Source organism: Nocardia jinanensis (genome assembly GCF_014645735.1).
Classification (GTDB): Bacteria; Actinomycetota; Actinomycetes; order Mycobacteriales; family Mycobacteriaceae; genus Nocardia; species Nocardia jinanensis.
Window position 1 is genome coordinate 259002 of record NZ_BMMH01000006.1, and the last position, 20252, is coordinate 279253.

A 20252-nucleotide genomic window follows, 5' to 3' on the forward strand; every position below is an offset into this window, starting at 1 on the left:
CTGCGAGGAGCACGATGCATGCAACATATCGGTTATTCTGAGACGGTTATGCCGACCGAGGAGATTAGGGGACGTCTTCGATGAGCGCGTTCGTGCCGGAGCAGACCTCGTTGACCGACCAGGTCTACGGCGAACTGCTGCGTGCGATCCAGGCGGGCGAACTACCGGCCGGCACCCTGCACTCGGTGGTCGAACTATCCGCCAAACTGGGCGTTTCGCGAACCCCGGTACGTGAAGCGTTCCAGCGCATGGCCAGCAGCGGGCTGGTCAAATTCGAACGCAGTCGCGGGGTACGCATCCTGGAGATATCGACCCGCGATATCGAGGAGATCTACTCGCTGCGGATGCTGCTGGAGGTGCCCTCGGCGCACCGTGCGGCGTCCCGGATGACACCCGCACTGTTGCAGCCCGTCGAAGAGGCTTTCGCGGCCATGAAGCGGGCGGCCGAGGCCGGCAGCGAACCGGATTTCCAGCAGGCCGATATCGCCTTCCACGCCGCGATCCTGCACGCTGCCGGAAACGGCAGGGTGGTCGACGTCGCCGCGAACACCCGCATGCAAATGCTCGACCGGGGACTGTCCACCACCCGAACCCGCACACTCGACGATATCCTCCTCGTGCACGAGCGCATCCTCACCGCACTGCGCAAAAGCGACTCCGCCGCCAGCGCCGGCACCATGCGCGATCATCTCCTCGAAACCACACAGCTGCTGATCGCCCAGTCGACCGGCGATCAAGATCTCGCCGACGCCTACCAGCCGCCACCGCTACCCATCGCCGGGGCATTCTGACGCCCCGGCGGCACCACCACTCGGCCGTGCGCGGAGCCCGACCCGTCGGCCGGGCCGAGGAAACCGTGAGCTGCCCGCCCTCGGCGTTGGATCTGCCCGGCACTCGGATTCCGCACCGAGGAAACCGAGGACTCGGCGACTACAGAACTCTGGTATTCGACGGCAGCGTGCAGCGGTGACTTCACAGACCGATCCGGGGGCAACGCGCTGCGCACACACGGCGTTGAGATGAGGTCCAGGATTCGTCAGCCGGTCCGACCCGAACGGTCGGGCAGCGGTTCGTAGCGTGCCGCAGTGGGCAGCGTGGATGGCCGGGACCACGCGCCGTGAGCTGCGTGATCCCCTCACCCCGTGGCCCGGTGAGGCGCTGGTCACGCGGGACCGCGTCGGCCCGAAAAGCCCGCAGGCAACTACCTGCGGTCGGTACCCGGACAGACCGGCAGCCATGCACTCCTCCTGATCGCCGCACAAGCCCGCTGATCTCGGTTCGTGGGGATGGACCCACCGCGCTCACCTTCGCGGTCATCAAGGACACAACACAGCGGCGACGGAATCCCGACCGAGAACACAGGGCGTCCCCTCCGGTCTGGCATGAGGGACGTTTCGCGTTCCAGCAACTCACGTCTCGATGTCGGAACTCACCGCGACTCACACCGGAAACAACCCCGCCCAGATCTCCTACTCGCGCCGGGGCCGGGCCCTACCGAGACCCCGGTGATCGGGGACCTTGGTGGCCACGGCGCCAGGAATTCGAAACGCCTCAGTCGCCCTCTCCTCGAAATCCTGGGCGCGCTCTGTTCCGGCAACTCGCAATCCGAGCAGGTCAGGGAAGCCCGAAGGCCAACAGGACATTGCCCGGCATACCAGTGGTGATCTGTCGGCCGTAACCGGAATTGGTGAACAGCATGCCGTTCGCGACGACGGCGCCATGACCGTTGATACCGCCGCCGACACCCGGCACCCCGTTCACGGTGTGGAAGTGCCGTGCCGTGTTGTATTCCCAGAGGACGGCACCGGTATCGGCGGAGAAAACGCGCATCTTGCCGTCCAGACTGCCCTCGTAGACCAGGCCGGGTGTCGACGAGACGGCGTTCGGCATGGCGAGCTGGCACAGCGGAAGCATCGGTATCGGCGGTGGATCGAACAGGCAACCGTGGGCGGGATTCGGCGTGCTCCAGATGACCTCGCCGGTCGCCGGGTGCAACGCGAAAAGTGTGCCCGGCGCGCCCTGATAAGTGGCGACATACAGGCGGTGGCCGTCATAGCCGGCACCCCACTGGATGCCTTGCAGCGACTCCGAGCCCGGGATGGGCAACACCGGTACCGGCGTGTTCAACCTGGTCTGCCAGACGATCTCGCCGGTGACGGCGTCGAGCAGGTGGTAGACACCGCTCTTCTGGCCCGCGCCGACGACCGAGCGGCCACCTATCTCGAAAATGTTCGGCTGCGAACCGAAGTCGAAATCGTGACCGGGCTCGGGGCAGTTGCCACCCGGCGGCGGGTACGTGCAGCGGCCGTTCCAGGGGGCTTCCCCGGGAGTCATCCGGCGGACCCACCGGGCGGTTCCGGTGTCGATGTCCAGCGCGCCGATTGCTTCCGCACCCTCGGGATGACCGGTGTAGGGGTTGCCCGCGGTGTAGTACAGCGTGCGCGACTCCGGGTCGATCGTGGGTGACGACCAAACCGGCGCACCGCTGGGGGCAAACGGCGGCGACCTACTGGGGGTCGGCTCCGGTGGCGGGATCGTGTAGTGCTGCCATTGCACGGTGCCGGTCGCGGCCTCGAGCGCCACAACACTTCCCCGGAAGGTGCAACACGGGTACAGGTCGCTGGTGGCGGTACCCAGCTCTTGACTGGACACACCGACATAGACGTGACCATCGAACACGAGGGGCGAACCGGTGATGATCGCGAAACGATGGTTGTCCAGTTGGCGGACCCAGCGCTGGGCACCGGTTTGCGCATCGAGGGCCCACATTCTGGCCGAGTTGTCGCCGAAGTAGACCGTTCCATCGACGACCGCGGGCCCGTTGCGCAGCCCGTACGTCGGGAGGTTTCCGCCGAGGGGTGTCTCGGCTCGGAACGACCACCGGGTCGCACCGGTGTACGCGTCCAGCGCGTAAAACGTCCCGTTGCGGCCGCCGACGTACACGGTTCCGTCCACGACCGCCGGCTGGCTGGAAGCGGCGATCGAGTCGGGGAACGCGAACGCCCACTTCAGCTGCAATGAGGACACTGTGGCCGGCGTGAGGGCGGTCTCGTGGGGATTGTGCCGGGAACCGGCGAGGTCGAACTGCCACATCGGCCAATCACCGTTGGTGCCGACAGGTGGCGCGGCGCTCCCGACGCCGGAGTTCGGCAACAGCAGGACAGCCGCGGCCACGAGGATCGGTAAACGCAAGAATGATGTCTTCCGCAGTCCGAACGCCCAAGCCGCGAAGATCATTGCCAGAGTCTTTCCATGCCAGAGTCTTTCCGATTATGGTGATGGAATCTTCCCACTCCTGCGGCCGGGAATTTTCAGGCCGAAGACGAATTGTCGAAAATGTTATCTGCATCGGCCCCGAACCCCTGAAGTCGGCCCGAACCGCAAAGTGGCTTCGCGTCGATCGCGGGCCCGGCGCCCGCCGGCCCGGCCGGCGGGCGTGGATGTCCGGTCGCCGGCCTCGCTCGGCTCGTGCAGACGTCAGGCGGTCTTGATGGTGCCGCCGTCGATGACGAAGTCCGCCCCCACGATATTGGCGGACTTTTCGGAAACGAGGAAGGTGATCAGTGCCGCGACCTCGTGGGGCTCCGTGATCCGGCCGGAGGCGATATTGAAGATATCGCCGAGGCTCTCCAGCAGTTCGGCGTGCGAAACACCCTGGGCGGCAGCGACATTAGCTCCGAAACTATCCGGGCCGCGCCACAGCGGGCTGCCCACCACGCCGGGCGACACCGTGTTGACGCGCACCCCGCGAGGGCCGAACTCGTCGCTGAGTCGTTTACCGAGGGCGGTCAATGCCGCCTTGGCCTCGCTGTAGCCGATCGGACCGGGAGTGGGGGTCCGGGCGAAGATGGAGGAGATGTTCACGATCGATCCGCGCCGTTGCAGCAGGCTCGGCAGTGCTGCCCGGGTGGCCCACACGGCACTGAAGAGATTGAGGTCGAAGAGTTTGCGCCACTGATCGTCGGTGACATCGAGAAAGCCGCCCAGACCCAAAAGATCCGCATCACCCGCGCCCACGTTGTTGACCAGGATATCGATACCGTCGAGTTCGGTGAGTGCGCCGTCGATCAGTCGCGTTGCTCCCTCCGGGGTGCTCAAATCGACGGCAATTGCGGCGACGCTGGCTTTTTCGAGTTCCGGTGTGATGGTCCGGGCGCCGCCGACCACCTGCACACCTTCGGCGGTCAACGCCTCGGCGACGGCCAATCCGATACCGCGGCTGGCTCCGGTGACAACTGCCGTTCTGCCGGTCAATTCGAGATCCATGGCAATCTTCCTTCCTGGACTGCCGGTGAAGGCGGGCGATGCCGGGATAGGCGGCACCGCCGCTTCGGGTCGGCCGAGGGTAGGCCGGGCAGCATGCGGGGATGGTATCTGAATACTCGGGCCGAAGTCGGCGAATACGGCCGAGAAGCCTTGGAACAAACAGTGTTTCGGTCCATCGGTAGTTCGTTGCCGGTTCAGCCGATCCGATTGCGACGCCCCATGGGTGCCGTCGACGGTTGTCCGTTCCGGCACACCGCTGAAGGACTCGGCGCACTACTCCTCGAACAGATCGTCGCCGAGCAAGCACCTGCTCACATGTGGAATGCGCCGCTGAAGTCCAACGGATCCGCCCGCAGGTGCCGTCCACGCGGCGTCGCGTCGACCAGCTTCCCGTCCTCGACGACAACGAAACCGCCTACCAGGACAGTCACCGGCTTACCGCGGAGACGCCGTCCCTCATACGGGGTGTAGTCGGTGGCCATATGCAGCTCGCCGGTGGTGACTGTCCACTCGAGTCCGGGATCCCAGATCGCGATATCGGCATCGGACCCCGGCATCAGTGAACCCTTCCGAGGGTAGAGACCGTTGGTCCGCGCGGGATTCGTCGCCGTCAGTTCGACGAACCTGCTCGGCGCCAACCCCATCCCGTCGACATAGTGGGAGAAGATGACAGGGAGCCGTGTTTCGACACCCGGCAGCCCATTGGGCATATGCCGTACGTCGTGACGGTGTGATTGCTTCTGCGTCGTGTCATAGCAGCAGTGATCGGACCCGATAGTGGTGATGTTGCCGGTGAACAGCTGCCGGCCGAGGCCTTCGACGATATCGGCGGATCGCAGCGGCGGACAGCAGACGAAACGTTCCGGTTCCGCTCCGGCATATTCGGTGTCATCGAGCGTGAGATGGTGTGCGACGGTCTCGGTGAAGGCGACCAATCCCCGCTTCCGTGCGTCGACTACCAGTTCGACTGCGGCGGTGCTGGATTGATGTACGAAGTACACCGGCGCGCCCTGCGACTCCGCGATCGCGAGAATCGCGGCGACCGCCGCGGTCTCGGCGAGTTCCGGTCGCGTCCGCGACATATGGGAAGCGTCGATACCGTCGGTGGCGGCCGCGGAGTTCTGCGCATCGGTGACAATGGCGTCGGATTCGCAGTGGATGACGACCATGCCGCCGAGGTCGCGGGTGGCCTGCATTGTATTCAGGATCGTGTGTTCGTTCGCCATGGTCTCGCCGGCGTAGGTGGTGAACATTTTCACCGTGCGAATACCGGCGCCGGCCATGGTCGCCAGTTGCCCGGCCGTTGTCTCGTCCCATTCGACGACACAGGCGTGCAGGGCCGAATCGCACAGCCCCTCGATAGCCTTGGCGCGTTGCCTCTCCGCGGCGTCGAGCGGCTGCTGGCCCGGACGGGGAATGGCGAAGTCGACGATCGTCGTGGTCCCACCGAAGACCGCCGCGGTGGTGCATTCGAGGTAGGAATCCAGCGAGGTGAACTCGCCGGAGGTGAATCCGACGTGGCAGTGCGGGTCCACGCCCCCGGGCATGACGAATTTGCCGGTGGCATCGATGATCTCGGTGGGTTCGCCGACCGCGGTGCCGGGTGCGACGACGGCTACGATCTTGCCGTCGTCGATTACGAGGTCGGCTGCCGCGGACCAAGTCGATTCCACGACAGTGCCACCGCGCACGACCTTCTTCATTTGCCCTCCAGGTATGCCAGCCATCCGCCGCGGTCACTGATATCGGTGACGCCGGGCGCGCCGCGTGCGCCCGCCCGCATGCGCATGGAGAGCGAGCCGCTACCGTCCGCCAGTTCTATGACGCCGAGTTCGAGTTCTGCCGGTTCGCGTGGTAGCAGTTTCTCGCGCAGGACGTCGTAGTCGACTTCGTACAGTTCACCCGGGACCGTGCTACCACCCTCGGCAACGGGGTGCAGGCCGGGGAATTCGTCGCGGACAGAGTAGAACCGGTACTTCGGCGCCGTTTCGACCTTGCCGAGAAGTCGTGCGTCGGTCAACGCGTCGTTGAGCGTGCCGCCGGACATCGCCTGCCCGTTGACGAACATTGTGACCCGATCCATGAGAACCGTCCTTACTGCGTGGGAAGTTGAATGAGGCGTGCGGGCGAGAAGGCCGATACGTCGAGCCCGGTCTCTTTTCCGAGCGCGAATGCCGTGAGCAGCTCCGCCCACAGGGGAGCGAACGTGAACGAGTAGGTACCACCGGCGACGAAAACCCCGGGTGCACCGTCGAGTTCACCGATGACCGGCATTTCGTCGGGTGTCGTGACGACCGGCCCGGTCCACGCCTCGAGCAGTTGCCCACCGGATAGCGCCGGCAGCAAACGGGCGACCTGGGCGAGGTTGCCGGTAGTGCTGTTCTCCAGGATCGCCGCGGGGTCGCTGTCGTGGAACGGCCCTGCGGGCCATCCGCCCCCGAGGACGAGACGGTCTCGCCGGTCCTGTTTGATCGACATACCTTCGCCGACATGCTGAACCAGCACCTCGAGCGTATTCGGGGCGGCGGCCAGCGTATGCATTTGCAGGGATGTCGGTGTCAGGTCGAGTTGCACTCCGGCCAGTGCGGCGATATCGGCCATCCACGGGCCGGCGGCGTCGATCACCACAGGTGTGTGCCACGTCCCGGCAGGTGTGCCGACCTCCCACCGCTCGCGTGCGCGATGCAGAGCCGTCACCGGCGTGTTCGAGTGCAGGGCCGCGCCTTCGGCGACCGCTCGACGCAGTAATGCCGGTCCCGCCATATCGGGTTCGGCGAAGCCGTCCCAGGCACACCAGGTGGCCCCTTCGATCGTCGGCCCCAGGAGCGGTAACGCGCGACGCGCTTCGTCCCCGGTCAGTACCTCCGTCGGTATCCCGGCGGCGCGTTCCCACTCATGCTTCGTATGCAGCCTGCGTACCTGCTCCTCGGTCTCGGCGACCATGTATCCGCCGCAGCGGACGAGGCCGAGATCGGGCACGGAGTCGGCGAGCGCATCCCATAACCCGCTGGTGGCCTTCTGCAGCGGCAGTAGGCGTTCGACATCGACGGCAACGCCCTGTCCCGGGCGCCGCGCGTGGATGGTCTGGATGTGCAGGTTTCCCGCCGTGGTACCCGAACCTGCCGTATTCGGTGTGGTGCGGTCCAGCACGGCGATTCGCGAACCGGCCCGGGTGAGCGCCACTGCGGTCGCGGCGCCGACTATTCCGGCTCCGATGACAACTGCATCGACCTCAGCGTGCACTGCCGGCTCCCAGGGTGCGCGCCGAGACTTCGGCGATACCGGATTCGTCGATGATGGTCTGCAATGCCGCAAGGGTCGTCGCGTCCGTGACCGGGAGCAACGGTTCCCGCACCGCGCCGCCCGGTTGGCCCAGCAGGTTCATGACCGCTTTCAGCTGCGGGATAGGTGAGGCGTACACGCCGCTGTAGTCGCCGTTGATGAGCCGCCCGGAGAACGCCCGGTATCGGTCGGCCCAGCCGCGAGCGGATCGGGCATCGCCGGCTGCCACCGCACGGTAGAACGGTACGGCGAACGGAGCGCCGACGCCGCCGCCATCGATATTGCCGTCACCACCCAGTTCGAGCAGTGTGGCGAGTCCGCGCCGGTGCAGAAAGCTGCCGAATACCCGGACTTTGCCGGCCACCGCTTCCACGGTGTCCAGCATCGACAGCCAGTTCCCGGTGCTGTCCTTGATCGCGACGACGTTGTCGAGGTCGGCCAGCCGGGAGAACAGCCCCGCGCTGGTGCCCATATCGACGGAGACCCCACGCGGCCAGTTGTAGACCATGAACGGCAACGACGTCGCCGTGGCGACGGTGGCGAAGAACTGCAGCGTCTCGTCGGGCGAGGTGTGCACGTACGGCGGAGGTGTGGCGAGCACGCCGTCGGCGCCGGCCGAGGCGGCGTGCACCGCCAGCGCCGACGCTTGTCGAGCCGTATACGCGCTGATTCCGACGACGACGGGGAATCGACCCGCGACGGCTTCCACCGCCACCTCTGTCACGGTCCGGCGCTCGTCGTCGGTCTGGCTGAACCATTCACCGGTGCTGCCGTTGACGAGTACGCCGTTCACGCCCATACCGGCGTACAGCTCCATCAGCGACCCGAGCGCTTCCGTATCGAGCGCGCCCGAGGGGGTGAACGGTGTGGGGGCCGCGGGCCAGTATCCGGACCACGAGACGTCATCGCGATTCATATGGTGCTGCCTTTCGAGCGAGAAAATCCACCGAAGATGGCCATTTTGGCGACCGTTATGGGATCGATTGCATACACTGCCGTCAGACAAGCGCCGCCGTCAAGCCGGAAACCCGGCCGTAACGCCGGCGGTGTCGAATATCGGAAGTCGGAAACGGAATGGAGACACGAGGAGTCGATGGCGGTCACTTTGATCGATGTCGCGGTCGCCGCGGGCGTATCGCGCAGTACCGCATCACGCGCACTGAGCGGATCCCGGTTGATCTCGGCCGAGACGCGCGCCGCGGTGGAAAACGCCGCCCGGACGCTCGGGTATCGACCGAACCGGGCCGCGAGCGCGCTTCGGTCGAACAGATCGCATCTGATCGGGCTGGTGATGAACAACCTCCTGAACGCGACATTTCACACGGTCGCGGAAGTGGTGCAGAAAAGAGCTTCGGCCGGCGGGTTCCAGGTGATCCTGTGCATCACCGATGCAGACCCCGGCCGGGAGAACGATGTGCTCGCGATGCTCGGCGAGCACGGGGTGGACGGCACGATCGTCATCGGCAGCGGTCGCAGCGCCACCGCGTCGAACGCCTTGCTGTCGCAGGGGCGCGCGGTGGTCAACCTCATCAGGTCGGTGCAGGGCAGCAAGGCTTCCACCGTGCTCGCCGACGATCTCGACGGCGCCCGGGACGCTACCGCGCATCTGCTGGCGCTGGGACACCGCCGGATCGGTTACCTGGGCGGCACCGCGGACGCAACCTCCGGCCGGGAGCGGTTCGAGGGTTACCGTCTGGCGCTGGCCGACGCAGGAATCGAGGTCGACGACGAACTCGTCCGCAAAGGACCATTCACCACAGAGTTCGGCGCGGAAGCGGTGAACTCCCTGCTCGACGGCACCGCGCCGATGACCGCGCTGTACGCGGCCAATCACGAGGCGGTGTTCGGAATCCTACCCACACTGTCGGCACGCGGCGTGTCCATACCGGACGAATTGTCCCTGGTCTGCCATGAGGACATGCCCTGGCTGGCACTGTGGAAACCGGCCATCACCGTCGTGGACAACGGGGCCGCCCAACTGGCGAACGTCGCGATGGATCTGCTCTTCCAGCAGATCAACGACGCGGCCGAACCGGATGGCCGGACATATCGGATCGGTGCGCGCCTGATCGAACGCGAATCGTGCCGCCCCCGTGCCGGAGCCCACCCGAATTCGTCGTCCGATCCGTCGTCTCGTTAACAATTGATTACCTGGGTGCCGGACGCGTTAACCGTATTGACGGCTTCCTCAGGTTTTGCCACTCTTCAGTGCAATCGATCCCATAACCCACCGATCCAATAACACTGGGCGAATCGATCTCGACTTTCCCGACCTCGGCTGCGATGCAGTTCATCTCGAAAGGCTCGTCAATGCGCAAGATCATCGGATTCGCGGTAGCGGTCATCACCGCCGCCGCCGTCACCGGATGCAGTTCGACCGAGGAGGCCGCCGCCCCGAAGGATTGTTCGCCGACACTCGGCGCCGCCGACCTCGCGGAAGAGGGCACGCTGACCATGGCGACCAACGCGACCCTCCCGCCCATGCAATACGTCGACGCCGACGGCGAGGTCATCGGCATGCGAGTCGATCTCGGCAAGGAGATCGCCGAGCGCCTGTGTCTCGCGCCGAAGTTCGTCAACATCGAGTTCGACGCGCAGATTCCGGGTGTGCAGAGCGGCCGCTGGGACATGATCGATACCGGCATGTTCTACACACCGGCCCGCGCGGAGACCATCGATCTCGTGCCCTACGAGGTACAGGCGGTATCCATCTCGGTTCCCTCGGGCAATCCGGAGTCGATCGCTGATATCGACGACCTGGCCGGTAAGACGATCGGCGTCGAAGCGCCCGGATACGAGTTCGACACGCTGACGGAGCTCGCTGCGCAGTTCGCCGCCCGAGGCAAGCCCGCACTGAATGTCCAGACTTTCAAGACGAACGCCGACGCCTACCAGGCATTGTCCGCCGGCCAAATCGACGGAGCCTCGATCGTGGAGTCGGTCACGTCCTTCTACCAGAAGGACGGCCGGTTCGAGACCGCCGTCGGCGGTATCAACGAAGCGCCCCTGGCCATGGGCTTTGCCAAGAACAGCAAGGCGGCCACCGAAGTGGCGCGTGTACTCACCGAGATGCGTGCGGACGGATACCTCCCGGACCTGTTCGGTCAGTACAGCGTCACCGGCTACGCGGGCGATATCGCCGTGCGTACGGGTCCGCTGGACAGCTGATCCACAGCCCTATCCGAAAGGCATCCCCATGTGGTCTTGGGACGCATTCTTTTCCATTCTGACGAGCCGGCAATTACTCGAGGGGGCGTGGGTCACGATCTGGCTCACGGTCGTGAGCATGGTCCTCGGTCTCATCCTCGCGGTAGCGGTCGCCGCCGCACGGTCTTCGCGGTTTCTGCCGCTGCGCGCGGTATCCGGGTTCTATGTCTGGTTGATGCGCGGCACTCCCCTGCTGGTCCAACTCGTCATCATCTACACCGGATTGCCGCAGGTCGGGATCAAACTTGGCGTCATCCAGGCCGCGCTGCTCGGTTTGGTGCTCAACGAGGCGGCCTACCTCTCCGAGATCGTGCGGTCGGGTCTCCTGTCCGTTCCCGCCGGTCAGACCGAAGCCGCGCGGGCGCTCGGAATGTCGCCGGCGAAGGTGTTCCGGGTGGTCGTACTACCCCAGGCGCTGCGCGTGATGATCCCACCACTCGGAAACAGCTTCAACGGGCTCCTGAAAACCACCACGCTGGTGTCGGTTATCTCTGTTCAAGAGCTGCTCCGGCGAACACAGTTCCTGGTACAGGTCAATTTCCGAGTGCTCGAAGGACTGTGTGCGGCAGCGCTGTACTTTCTGGTCCTGACCACCCTGTGGGGTTTGATTCAACGGATGCTGGAAGCCCGTGCGGGGAAGGGTTACGACCGCAACTACAAACGTAAGGGCACCCGGGATTCGAAGGTCCTGGACCAGAGTGCGCTGGAGGCAGAGGCGGTGAACCGATGACCGGTGTCATGGAGAAAACTCCGATGATGGTCGAAGTCCGGAACATGACGAAGGCGTACAACGACCTGGTCGTGCTCGACAGGATCGACTTCTCCGTGAGCAAAGGAGAAGTGGTCCTGCTACTGGGTCCTTCGGGAAGCGGTAAGAGCACCCTGCTCCGTACTTTGAATTGCCTCGAGACAATCGAATCCGGCACGGTGCGCGTCTGCGGCGAAATGATCGGATTCACCGACGACGATCGGCGGCGCCCCCTCCCCGAGACTCAGCTCGCGAAACAGCGGCGGTACACCGGAATGGTGTTCCAGAGCTTCAATCTCTTCCCGATGATGACAGCCCTGGACAATGTCGCCTCAGGACCGCGGCATGTACTGGGCACCCCGAAGGACCTCGCGCGCCGACAAGCCCGGGAACTGCTCGAACTGGTCGGCCTGGGAGATAAGGGCGACAACTATCCTTCGCAGCTGTCGGGCGGACAACAGCAACGAGTCGCCATCGCCCGCGCGCTCGCCATGAAACCGGAAGTCATGCTGTTCGACGAGCCGACATCGGCACTCGACCCCGAAATGGTCAAAGAAGTGCTCGACGTGATGATCCAGCTGCGGGACGAGGGTATGACCATGGTCGTGGTCAGCCATGAAATGGGCTTCGCCAAGGCAGCAGCCGACCGGATCGTTTTCATGAGTGATGGAAAGATCGTCGAAGACGCCGACCCGGATCAGTTCTTCGGCAATCCGCAGAATCCCCGGACCCGGCAGTTTCTGCGCCAAATCCTCTGATCCTGGCCGTTGGTCGTCTTCGCGGGACCCGCATGCGACGCTCAGGCGCTATCGTAACGGTGCGGTCGGGCATGCCGGAGCGGCGCACCCACGGCTATGCCCGTCACGGCACGGTCGGCCCCCTGCTTCGCTCCGTCGGTCCCAGCCGAACGGCGCCCACGCGAACGAGACTGGCTACGAGCTCCGCGCAGATGACCTCGTAGCAGGACCGGGCCGCGGTCGCGTCGGTGTCGATCAGGTCGCCGCAGCAGCCGAGCCGGAACGGACTGTTCACCGTATGTTCGTTTGCGTACAGAATAGATGATTGTCAATATCGATGAATGTCTAAGTCGCAGATACCGGTGGCGCCGATCGAGGCCTGCAACCCCGCACCGCAGGTACGCGAACCATTGACGGCCGAGGCCGCGGTGGAACTCGCGGCGGTATTCAAGGCCCTGTCGGATCCGGTCCGGCTGCGGCTGCTCAGCTCCATCGCCTCCCGCGCCGGCGGTGAAGCGTGCGTGTGCGATCTGTCCGAGGGCATCGACCTCACCCAGCCGACCATCTCCCACCACCTGAAGGTGCTGCGCGGCGCGGGGCTGTTGACCAGCGAACGCCGCGCGTCCTGGGTGTACTACCGGGTGGTCCCGCGGGCGCTGCGGCAGGCATCCGACGTGCTGTTGATGGAGAGCGGCGCGATCGCCGAGCTGACCGGATGAGCGCCGCCGCCGGCGCGCCGGATCAGGGTGTGGTGGGCAAGCTGTCCACCTTGGATCGGTTCCTGCCAGCGTGGATCGGCGTGGCCATGGCCGCCGGACTGTTGCTCGGGCGGTTGATCCCCGGTCTCGGGGACGGCCTGGCCGCGGTGGAGATCGACGGGATCTCGCTGCCGATCGCGATCGGGTTGCTGATCATGATGTATCCGGTGCTGGCCAAGGTCCGCTATGACCGTCTCCACACCGTCACCGGCGACCGCCGACTCCTGGCCGGGTCGCTGGTGTTGAACTGGGTGCTGGGCCCGGCGCTGATGTTCGCCCTGGCGTGGCTGCTGCTACCGGACCTGCCCGAGTACCGGACCGGGTTGATCATCGTCGGGTTGGCGCGCTGTATCGCGATGGTGATCATCTGGAACGACCTGGCCTGCGGGGACCGGGAAGCCGCCGCCGTACTGGTGGCGCTCAACTCGATCTTCCAGGTCATCATGTTCGCGGTCCTGGGCTGGTTCTACCTCTCGGCGCTGCCCGGCTGGCTCGGGCTGGAGCAGGCCACGATCGAGGCCTCGCCGTGGCAGATCGCGAAATCGGTGCTGATCTTCCTCGGGATCCCGCTGCTGGCCGGGTATCTCACCCGCCGGTTCGGGGAACGAGCGAAGGGACGCGGCTGGTACGAGACCACGTTGATCCCGAAGATCGGGCCGTGGGCGCTCTACGGACTGCTGTTCACCATCGTCGTGCTGTTCGCCCTGCAAGGCGACCGCATCACCTCCCAACCCCTCGACGTGGTCCGGATCGCGGTCCCGCTGCTCGCCTATTTCGCGATCATGTGGGGCGGGGGCTATCTCCTCGGCGCCGTCATGGGGCTGGGCTACGAGCGCACGACCACGTTGGCGTTCACCGCGGCGGGCAACAACTTCGAGCTCGCCATCGCGGTCGCGATCGCGACCTACGGCGCCACCTCCGGCCAAGCCCTGGCCGGGGTCGTGGGCCCGTTGATCGAGGTCCCGGTGCTGGTGGCGCTGGTGTATGTGTCGCTGGCCCTGCGTAGCCGGTTCCGGAATCCGACCGTCACGGCAGCGGTGGCGTCCCGGTGACCGCGGCTCCCACCTTGTGAAAGAGGCTGTTGTGTCCACGCCCAGTGTGTTGTTCGTCTGCGTCCACAACGCCGGCCGCTCCCAGATGGCCGCCGCGTTCCTGGCTCATCTGGCCGGTGGGGCGATCGAGGTCCGTTCCGCCGGCAGCGCTCCGGCCGAACACCTCAACCCCGCCGTCGTAACGGCGATGGCCGAGGCAGGGATCGACATCACCGACCAGTCCCCGAAAATCCTCACCGCCGATGCGGTGCAGTCCTCGACTGTGGTGATCACCATGGGCTGCGGTGACACCTGCCCGGTGTTCCCCGGCATCAGCTACCGCGACTGGGACCTGCCCGACCCGGCCGGCCACGGCATCCAGGCCGTCCGCCCGATCCGTGACGAGATCCGCGCCCGCGTCCAGGCACTGATCACCGAACTGGTCCCGGCCAACACCTGACCCCCGACGCAGACCCTGACCAGACACCGATCCGGCCTGGGCCCTGCGTCGTCTCCGGTCAGCGCACCCCGACCGCGTCCGCGCCGGTGCCGGCGGGCTGCAGGCGCCGCACCAGATATGCCGCGTCACGGCCGACCCCACGCAGCGAGTTCGACGACGGGGTGCGCTGCCACTCCAGCCCGAGAAACCCCGAACCGGGATGGGTGAGCGACAGGTCCTGTCGTTGCCGTGGGATCCCGGTCTCGGTGAGCGCCCCGGTTCCGGGTGAGATAGGGCAGGTGCGGGCGGTAACCGGTGGCGAACCGGTGGCGGTGGGCGCCTGTTTCACGATCCGACCCAGTGGGGCGGCGTCGAATCCGGATCGGCCGCCGCCGATTGACCACCACGTCGTATTCGTTCGCACCGAGGACGAGATAGGCGTGGGCGTAGCCGCCGGTCCATGCCGACAGGGCCGGGCCCCTACCGGGCAGCGGCCGGCGCGCAGCACGCCACCTTCGACCCGGTCTCGGTTTCCGCACCGGAGGCGGCACCGCGGCCGTCGGTGCCGCAGCATGCCTGCACCGCCTCCCCGTCGTTGAGCTCGGCGAACTCCGGGGCGGTACCGAAGTGTTCGGTATCGGCCAAGACGGCGTAGACCTCCCACCGCTCGGAGTTCGGCCCGGTCACCCACACCTTGTCCTGGGTGGCGAAGCAACACGTCGTCGCGATCTGCTCCTCGGTGAACAGACCCGCCTCCGACAGGCGCGCGATCTCGGCATGCACCTTCTCCGAGGACTCCACCTCCACCCCCAGATGGTTCACACTGCCGCCCTGACCGGGGTTCTCGATCAGCACCAGTTTCAGCGGAGGCTGCTCGACCGCGAAGTTCGCATAGCCGGGCTTGCGTTTCGCGGGCTCGGTGCCGAACAGGGCCGAGTAGAACTCGACCGCCTGCTCCAGATCGTCCACATTGAGCGCGAGCTGAACACGTGACATCATAACCACCACCTGTGTGACATATATCGAAGTACTGACAGCGGCCAGTCTGCCACCTTTTCGACATAAGTCAACATCGTAGGTAGGATGGATTTCATGCCCAAAGCGTTGCCCGTCATCGACATGACCGCACCCGTCTGTTGTCCACCCGTGGCCGCCGGCCCCGTCGACGACGAAGCGGCCCTGCACGTCGCACTCCGACTGAAAGCCCTCGCCGACCCGGTCCGGGTCAAGCTCATGTCGCTACTGCTGGCCAGCCCCGAGGACGGCCGCAACGGCGGCGAACTCGCCGACGCGGTCGGGCTATCCGAATCGACGGTCAGCCACCACCTCGGCCAACTCCGCAAAGCCGGACTCGTGAACTCCGAACGCCACGGCATGAGCGTCACCCACCGCGTCCACCGCGACGCCCTCGCCGCACTCTGCGTCGTTCTCGACCCCAACTGCTGCCGGTAACCGCGGCAGGCCCAGGCACCCACCCGCGAATAATTCCTCCCGCTCGTCCTCACCACTGAGCCCAGCCGGGGAGGTCCGCCCGCAGTTCCGCAGGTCAACGAGCGGGCCGGACAGATTACCGGCGCGCGGCATCGAACCGCTGCGTCGTCGGCCACAACGACTGGATCCGGCACCCTTGCCCGGGGCGCCACATCCCGGACTGGTACGGGATGTGGCGTGCGGTCTACGGGCGGCCCCGCCACCAGTGAGGCACCGGCGCCTGGACGCAGGCGTGAAATCGGCTGCAGGGCATGGCCGATGTCGCCACTCAGTCGGGCGATGGGCTTCCAGGATGGTGCACTGCCCGGGTACCCGCCGCCCTCGCTACACCTCGCTCACCAAGTGAAGGATCGTAGCGAAATGCACGAACCTCGTACTCGGGTCGGCTGCGGAAGATCTCGCGTAACCGGTTCTGTCGCTGAGCTACGACTGCCGTGACCCGTTCGATTGCCTCGGGTCGAGGTCGCGCGGACGTGTCCGCCGATCGAGCGCCCGTCGGACCGGGCCCGGCTCCGGCACCCATGGTGACGCCCTCGCCCTGATCGGCAGTGAAGTCACTCGGCCTTCTCACCGAGCGGTGTGACCGGCCTACGCGTCCAGCAGTATTCCTCGATCCGCGCGGCGCAGAACGCGGTCACATCGATTTCCGGCGGCAGGTGGAGGCGATCTGCCATGCGCAGCAGCGGGATACTGAGCAGAACGGCCGCGAGTACCTCACCGCGCTCGACGAGAACGTGGCGCTGGATTCCGGCGACCCGCCCGCGGCCCTGCTTCAACCCACCGCAGCGTCACGTGACACGGACGCTCACCGTGGGCGACGAAGTCGATGCACATCGTGAATTCCGTCGCGCCGGTGGAGATGCCGTGACGCGGCCATGTCGCGGCCGTGCTGCTGTCCTGGTTCCGGCTGGGAAATCGAGCCGGGCGAGTTCACCGTGCAGGCAGGAACCTCGGTCACCGACCTTCCTCATATCGGCTACGTCTGCTGAATCCGGATTCACCACCCGTCCGATTCCTGTGCCGCCTCGGGCGCGGGTGCCGCACATATAACCGTGAAAACGGATGCGGCAGCAAATCGTCCACATTCGCCGATCGGGTCGACACCCATGTATGGGGACGCAGCACGGCGGCGCCGGCCGATGAATTGGAGAAGTCGATATCCCCCGGATCGCCCGTGGTCGATGTCGGTTCGCACACAGCGTGCCGAGTGACGAATCGGACGCGCCCGATCTGCTGCTGCGCTAAAGTATTCACGCCCGGACCAGGTCTCCGGCGCGATCCTCGCTTTGATACGCCTGCGGCCGGAGAAAAGAATTGCCGACATCACCCTCGGATCTCGTACATAACGATCAACAGCGTGTTCACCTACACACACCCGAGTTCACTGCCGACCCGCACCGCGCCTATCAGCAGATGCGTGAACGTTTCGGCTCGCTCGTACCAGTCGAACTCGCGCCCGGTGTCCCCGCCACCCTCGTTATCGGCTATCGAACCGCGCTGGCAATCCTCAATGATCTGGACAGGTTTCCCACCGACGCACGGAAATGGGAAACCAGCGTTCCGGCCGACTGCCCGGTCCTCCCGGCGATGCAGTACCGGCCGAGCGCATCACGCACCACCGGCTACGCCCACACTCGACTACGCAAAGTCGTCACCGCGGCCCTCGACGAGGTCGATCTGCACTCGGTGAACACCATCGTCGAGCGCCTCGCGGCACCGCTGATCAACACCTTCTGCACCACCGGTAGTGCAGAGCTGGCGACGCAGTACTCCGCTCCCATCGCTTTCGCGGTGATCAACGACCTGCTCGGTTGCCCGCCGGCGATCAGCGAGAAGGCCGCAGCCGGCGTCGCCGCTATCTATGACGGCTCCAACGCCCAGGAAGGCAATCGCGCCTTCGAGGAAGCTCTGCTCGAACTGATCCAATTCAAACGCGCCACGCCCGGCACCGACATCACCACCGGTCTGCTGCGCCACGGCGGCGCACTCGACGACGACGAGATCCTGCAGCAACTCGTCCTGTTCTACGGCATCGGAGTGGAGCCGGTACAGGCCCTGATCACCACCGCGCTGTTCCGGCTGCTCACCGACGAGCGATTCGGCGGCGGCGTCATAGGTGGCGCGTTGTCCACGCGGGACGCACTCGACGATGTCCTGTTCGAGGACCCGCCCACGGCCAATATCAGTTTCAGCTACCCCCGGCAGCCGATCATGCTCGACGGTGGGTGGCTGCCCGCGCACCAACCCGTTGTCGTCAGCATCGCCGGGTGCAACACCGATCCGGAGATCGCAAGCGGAGACCGGACCGGCAACCGCGCGCACTTGGCATGGGGCGCCGGACCGCACGCGTGCCCGGCCACATCGCTCGGCTATTCGATCGCACAATGCGCCATAGACCAATTGCTCGACGCACTCCCAGAGCTCGAACTCGCTGTTCCCGCCGACGAACTACAGTGGCGGCCGGGCCCGATACAGCGTGCTCTGGTTGCACTACCCGTCACCTTCCAGCCCTCACCGCCACTACCGGTCCTTTGATCAGCTGGCGCGGTGGGATCGATGCTCCACTCCGCGCCGCTCCACTCCGCATCCGGTGCGAGAAAAGGCGGGCATAGGCATAGCGCCGCGGCGGTCGGTTACTGACACCGCGACAACACATCCGAGTTGTTGCCGACCGGCTGTCGACTCCACGGATGACCATGACAACCGCCACGGCCCCGGATGGGGTTGTGTGCCTCAGATTCCCGCGCGGGCCGCGGCCTCCGGAGTGACGATCCCCGGTAACAGGAATTTGATCAGCATCCGCCGGTGATCGGGATCGGAGTCGGAACCGAAATCCATGCGGCCCACCAGAATCAGTTCCACCAGTGCGATCCACTGGCAGATCTCGGAATCGGTGCGGTCTTCGCGTACCTCCCCGCGGACGCGGGCCGCCTGCAGTACCGGCGCCCACATCTCTTCGGTGAGCCGGGCGGCGAGTCCCGAACTACCGACCAGCGCGGTGGCCAGATCCATATGCTCGGGACTGACGATCAACCGCACCACCGGATCCTTGCGGCCGATGTTCACCAGATAGATCAGGCCGTCGACGACCTGTTCGGCGAAGGTTTCGCGTTTGCGCAGGAAGGTCCGCGCGCGGGTGAACATGGCCCGCGCGCGGACCTCGATCAACGCGGTGATCAAGCTGTCGCGATCACCGAAGTAGCGGTAGACGGTGGGCCGGGAAACATCGGCTTCCTTGGCGATATCGTCCATGGTGGTCTTCGCGACGCCGTAGCGTTCGAAGACCGCCTCGGCGGCCGTGAGGATCTGACGGCGCGCTTCGTCGGGGTCCTCACTGAGGACGCTCCCGGTTCGCCGTCGAGCCATCTCCGTATTCCTCCTTCATCACCCACCCGGCCGGACGCCGAGCCCGGTGAGATCCTAGCAATCAGGTAGCCGGCTCGGCGGCACCGAACAGGTCGGGCAGCCCCGCGGAGACGCGATCGGGGAACTGTGGGTCTCGTTTGGCCAGGAAGGACTCGACACCTTCCCGGACGTCGCCGGACACTCCCCGCAGGTGGATTCCGAGCGAATCCGCGCGATGGGCCACCTCGGGAGAGGCCGCACCCAGCATCCGCCACATCAGACCACGGGTGAGCGCGACGGAGACCGGCGCTGTTCCCCCGACGAGTTCGCGGGCGAGTTCGAGCGCACGCTCCAGCACCTGGCCGGCCGGCACGATCTCGCGAACCAGACCCCGTTCCCGGGCTTCGTCCGCGCCGACCATGCGCCCGCCGAGGGTCCATTCCAGCGCGGTGGAGATACCGACGATCCGCGGCAGGAACCACGACGAGCAGGCCTCCGGCACCAGGCCACGCCGGGTGAAGACGAAACCGAATTTCGCGGTGTCCGAGGCGATCCGAATATCGGCCGACAATGTCATGGTGACACCGACGCCTGCCGCCGGACCGTTGATCGCGGCGATGATCGGTTTGGTGGACCGGTAGAAGCGCAGGGCCACGAGCCCGCCCTGATCCGCCGGCGCGCCGCCGGTGACGGGATCGTCGCCGAGTACGAAGGTGTCACCGCCCGCAGCGAGGTCCGCGCCGGCGCAGAACCCCCGCCCTGAGCCGGTGAGCACTACCGCGCGCACGGAGTCGTCGGCATCGATCCGGTCCATGGCGGTGAGCAGCAGCTCGCACATCTCATCGGTGAAGGCGTTGAGCCGATCGGGCCGGTGCAATCGCAGGATCGCGATCTCACCGTCCCGATCGAGCAGGACCGGAGAGCCGTCCGAGGTTTCGATCATCGGGC

The 20252-nt window shown here is 65.8% G+C and carries 21 protein-coding genes; 10 read left to right on the forward strand and 11 right to left on the reverse strand.

Going from position 1 to position 20252, the window contains the following annotated elements; translation table 11 throughout:
- Positions 1-80 precede the first annotated feature (80 nt).
- Positions 81-791 carry a GntR family transcriptional regulator gene (locus IEY68_RS16645; protein ID WP_058855944.1) on the forward strand — a complete coding sequence of 237 codons (711 nt, stop codon included), beginning with the start codon at positions 81-83 and terminating at the stop codon, positions 789-791.
- An 823-nt stretch (positions 792-1614) separates the two neighbouring features.
- Here the strand turns inward: IEY68_RS16645 and IEY68_RS16650 are convergent.
- From IEY68_RS16650 to IEY68_RS16675, 6 genes are all read right to left on the reverse strand, one after another.
- The gene (locus tag IEY68_RS16650) at positions 1615-3237 is read right to left on the reverse strand and encodes an outer membrane protein assembly factor BamB family protein (protein ID WP_058855945.1); all 1623 of its coding nucleotides are present in this window, start codon (positions 3235-3237) and stop codon (positions 1615-1617) included.
- A gap of 240 nt (positions 3238-3477) precedes the next feature.
- On the reverse strand, positions 3478-4266 hold the full coding sequence (locus IEY68_RS16655) for an SDR family oxidoreductase (RefSeq protein WP_058855946.1): 789 nt from the start codon (positions 4264-4266) through the stop codon (positions 3478-3480).
- Positions 4267-4577: 311 nt separating this feature from the next.
- A complete protein-coding gene (hydA, locus tag IEY68_RS16660; protein ID WP_058855947.1) occupies positions 4578-5969 on the reverse strand; it encodes a dihydropyrimidinase in 1392 nt (463 codons plus the stop codon).
- Positions 5966-6349 carry an allophanate hydrolase-related protein gene (locus IEY68_RS16665; protein WP_058855948.1) on the reverse strand — a complete coding sequence of 128 codons (384 nt, stop codon included), beginning with the start codon at positions 6347-6349 and terminating at the stop codon, positions 5966-5968. Before IEY68_RS16665 ends, hydA begins: the two co-directional genes overlap by 4 nt.
- A gap of 11 nt (positions 6350-6360) precedes the next feature.
- Positions 6361-7509, reverse strand: a complete 1149-nt coding sequence (locus IEY68_RS16670) for an NAD(P)/FAD-dependent oxidoreductase (RefSeq protein WP_058855949.1) — start codon at positions 7507-7509, stop codon at positions 6361-6363.
- Positions 7499-8464 carry a dihydrodipicolinate synthase family protein gene (locus tag IEY68_RS16675; protein ID WP_058855950.1) on the reverse strand — a complete coding sequence of 322 codons (966 nt, stop codon included), beginning with the start codon at positions 8462-8464 and terminating at the stop codon, positions 7499-7501. The genes IEY68_RS16670 and IEY68_RS16675 overlap by 11 nt, the downstream gene beginning before the upstream one ends.
- A 177-nt stretch (positions 8465-8641) precedes the next feature.
- Between IEY68_RS16675 and IEY68_RS16680 the strand changes: the two genes are divergently transcribed.
- The 7 genes from IEY68_RS16680 to IEY68_RS16710 all read left to right on the forward strand — a co-directional run bounded on the left by IEY68_RS16680 (position 8642) and on the right by IEY68_RS16710 (position 14489).
- Positions 8642-9688 carry a LacI family DNA-binding transcriptional regulator gene (locus tag IEY68_RS16680; protein ID WP_058855951.1) on the forward strand — a complete coding sequence of 349 codons (1047 nt, stop codon included), beginning with the start codon at positions 8642-8644 and terminating at the stop codon, positions 9686-9688.
- A gap of 170 nt (positions 9689-9858) precedes the next feature.
- On the forward strand, positions 9859-10716 hold the full coding sequence (locus IEY68_RS16685) for an ABC transporter substrate-binding protein (RefSeq protein ID WP_058856067.1): 858 nt from the start codon (positions 9859-9861) through the stop codon (positions 10714-10716).
- 28 nt (positions 10717-10744) lie between these two features.
- Entirely contained in the window at positions 10745-11485 is a 741-nt protein-coding gene (locus IEY68_RS16690) for an amino acid ABC transporter permease (RefSeq protein WP_058855952.1), read from the forward strand.
- 26 nt (positions 11486-11511) lie between these two features.
- On the forward strand, positions 11512-12261 hold the full coding sequence (locus IEY68_RS16695) for an amino acid ABC transporter ATP-binding protein (RefSeq protein WP_156426313.1): 750 nt from the start codon (positions 11512-11514) through the stop codon (positions 12259-12261).
- Positions 12262-12581: 320 nt separating this feature from the next.
- Positions 12582-12959: an ArsR/SmtB family transcription factor gene (locus tag IEY68_RS16700; RefSeq protein ID WP_058855954.1), complete on the forward strand. Its 378-nt coding sequence runs from the start codon at positions 12582-12584 to the stop codon at positions 12957-12959.
- Positions 12956-14050, forward strand: a complete 1095-nt coding sequence (gene arsB, locus IEY68_RS16705) for an ACR3 family arsenite efflux transporter (protein ID WP_058855955.1) — start codon at positions 12956-12958, stop codon at positions 14048-14050. Before IEY68_RS16700 ends, arsB begins: the two co-directional genes overlap by 4 nt.
- Before the next feature lie 31 nt (positions 14051-14081).
- Positions 14082-14489 (forward strand): arsenate reductase ArsC, encoded by a 408-nt coding sequence (locus IEY68_RS16710; RefSeq protein WP_267886585.1) that lies wholly within the window; start codon positions 14082-14084, stop codon positions 14487-14489.
- Positions 14490-14547: 58 nt separating this feature from the next.
- On the opposite strand, the gene IEY68_RS16715 is transcribed toward IEY68_RS16710, so the two are convergent.
- Entirely contained in the window at positions 14548-14817 is a 270-nt protein-coding gene (locus IEY68_RS16715) for a hypothetical protein (protein ID WP_189094342.1), read from the reverse strand.
- Positions 14818-14948: 131 nt separating this feature from the next.
- Positions 14949-15464 carry an ArsI/CadI family heavy metal resistance metalloenzyme gene (locus IEY68_RS16720; protein ID WP_058856069.1) on the reverse strand — a complete coding sequence of 172 codons (516 nt, stop codon included), beginning with the start codon at positions 15462-15464 and terminating at the stop codon, positions 14949-14951.
- A 96-nt stretch (positions 15465-15560) separates the two neighbouring features.
- On the opposite strand from IEY68_RS16720, the gene IEY68_RS16725 reads away from it, so the two are divergent.
- On the forward strand, positions 15561-15920 hold the full coding sequence (locus tag IEY68_RS16725) for an Rv2640c family ArsR-like transcriptional regulator (RefSeq protein ID WP_058856070.1): 360 nt from the start codon (positions 15561-15563) through the stop codon (positions 15918-15920).
- Positions 15921-16513: 593 nt separating this feature from the next.
- On the opposite strand, the gene IEY68_RS16730 is transcribed toward IEY68_RS16725, so the two are convergent.
- Positions 16514-16735 (reverse strand): hypothetical protein, encoded by a 222-nt coding sequence (locus tag IEY68_RS16730; protein WP_058855957.1) that lies wholly within the window; start codon positions 16733-16735, stop codon positions 16514-16516.
- A gap of 637 nt (positions 16736-17372) precedes the next feature.
- Between IEY68_RS16730 and IEY68_RS16735 the strand changes: the two genes are divergently transcribed.
- Entirely contained in the window at positions 17373-18494 is a 1122-nt protein-coding gene (locus IEY68_RS16735; RefSeq protein ID WP_229718833.1) for a cytochrome P450 family protein, read from the forward strand.
- Between the two features lie 198 nt (positions 18495-18692).
- Here the strand turns inward: IEY68_RS16735 and IEY68_RS16740 are convergent, their stop codons facing one another.
- Together IEY68_RS16740 and IEY68_RS16745 are read right to left on the reverse strand one after the other, a co-directional pair.
- Entirely contained in the window at positions 18693-19325 is a 633-nt protein-coding gene (locus IEY68_RS16740; RefSeq protein ID WP_058855959.1) for a TetR/AcrR family transcriptional regulator, read from the reverse strand.
- Positions 19326-19386: 61 nt separating this feature from the next.
- Positions 19387-20247, reverse strand: coding sequence for an enoyl-CoA hydratase-related protein (locus IEY68_RS16745; RefSeq protein ID WP_058855960.1), 861 nt, complete (start codon positions 20245-20247; stop codon positions 19387-19389).
- Between the last annotated feature and the right edge of the window lie 5 nt (positions 20248-20252).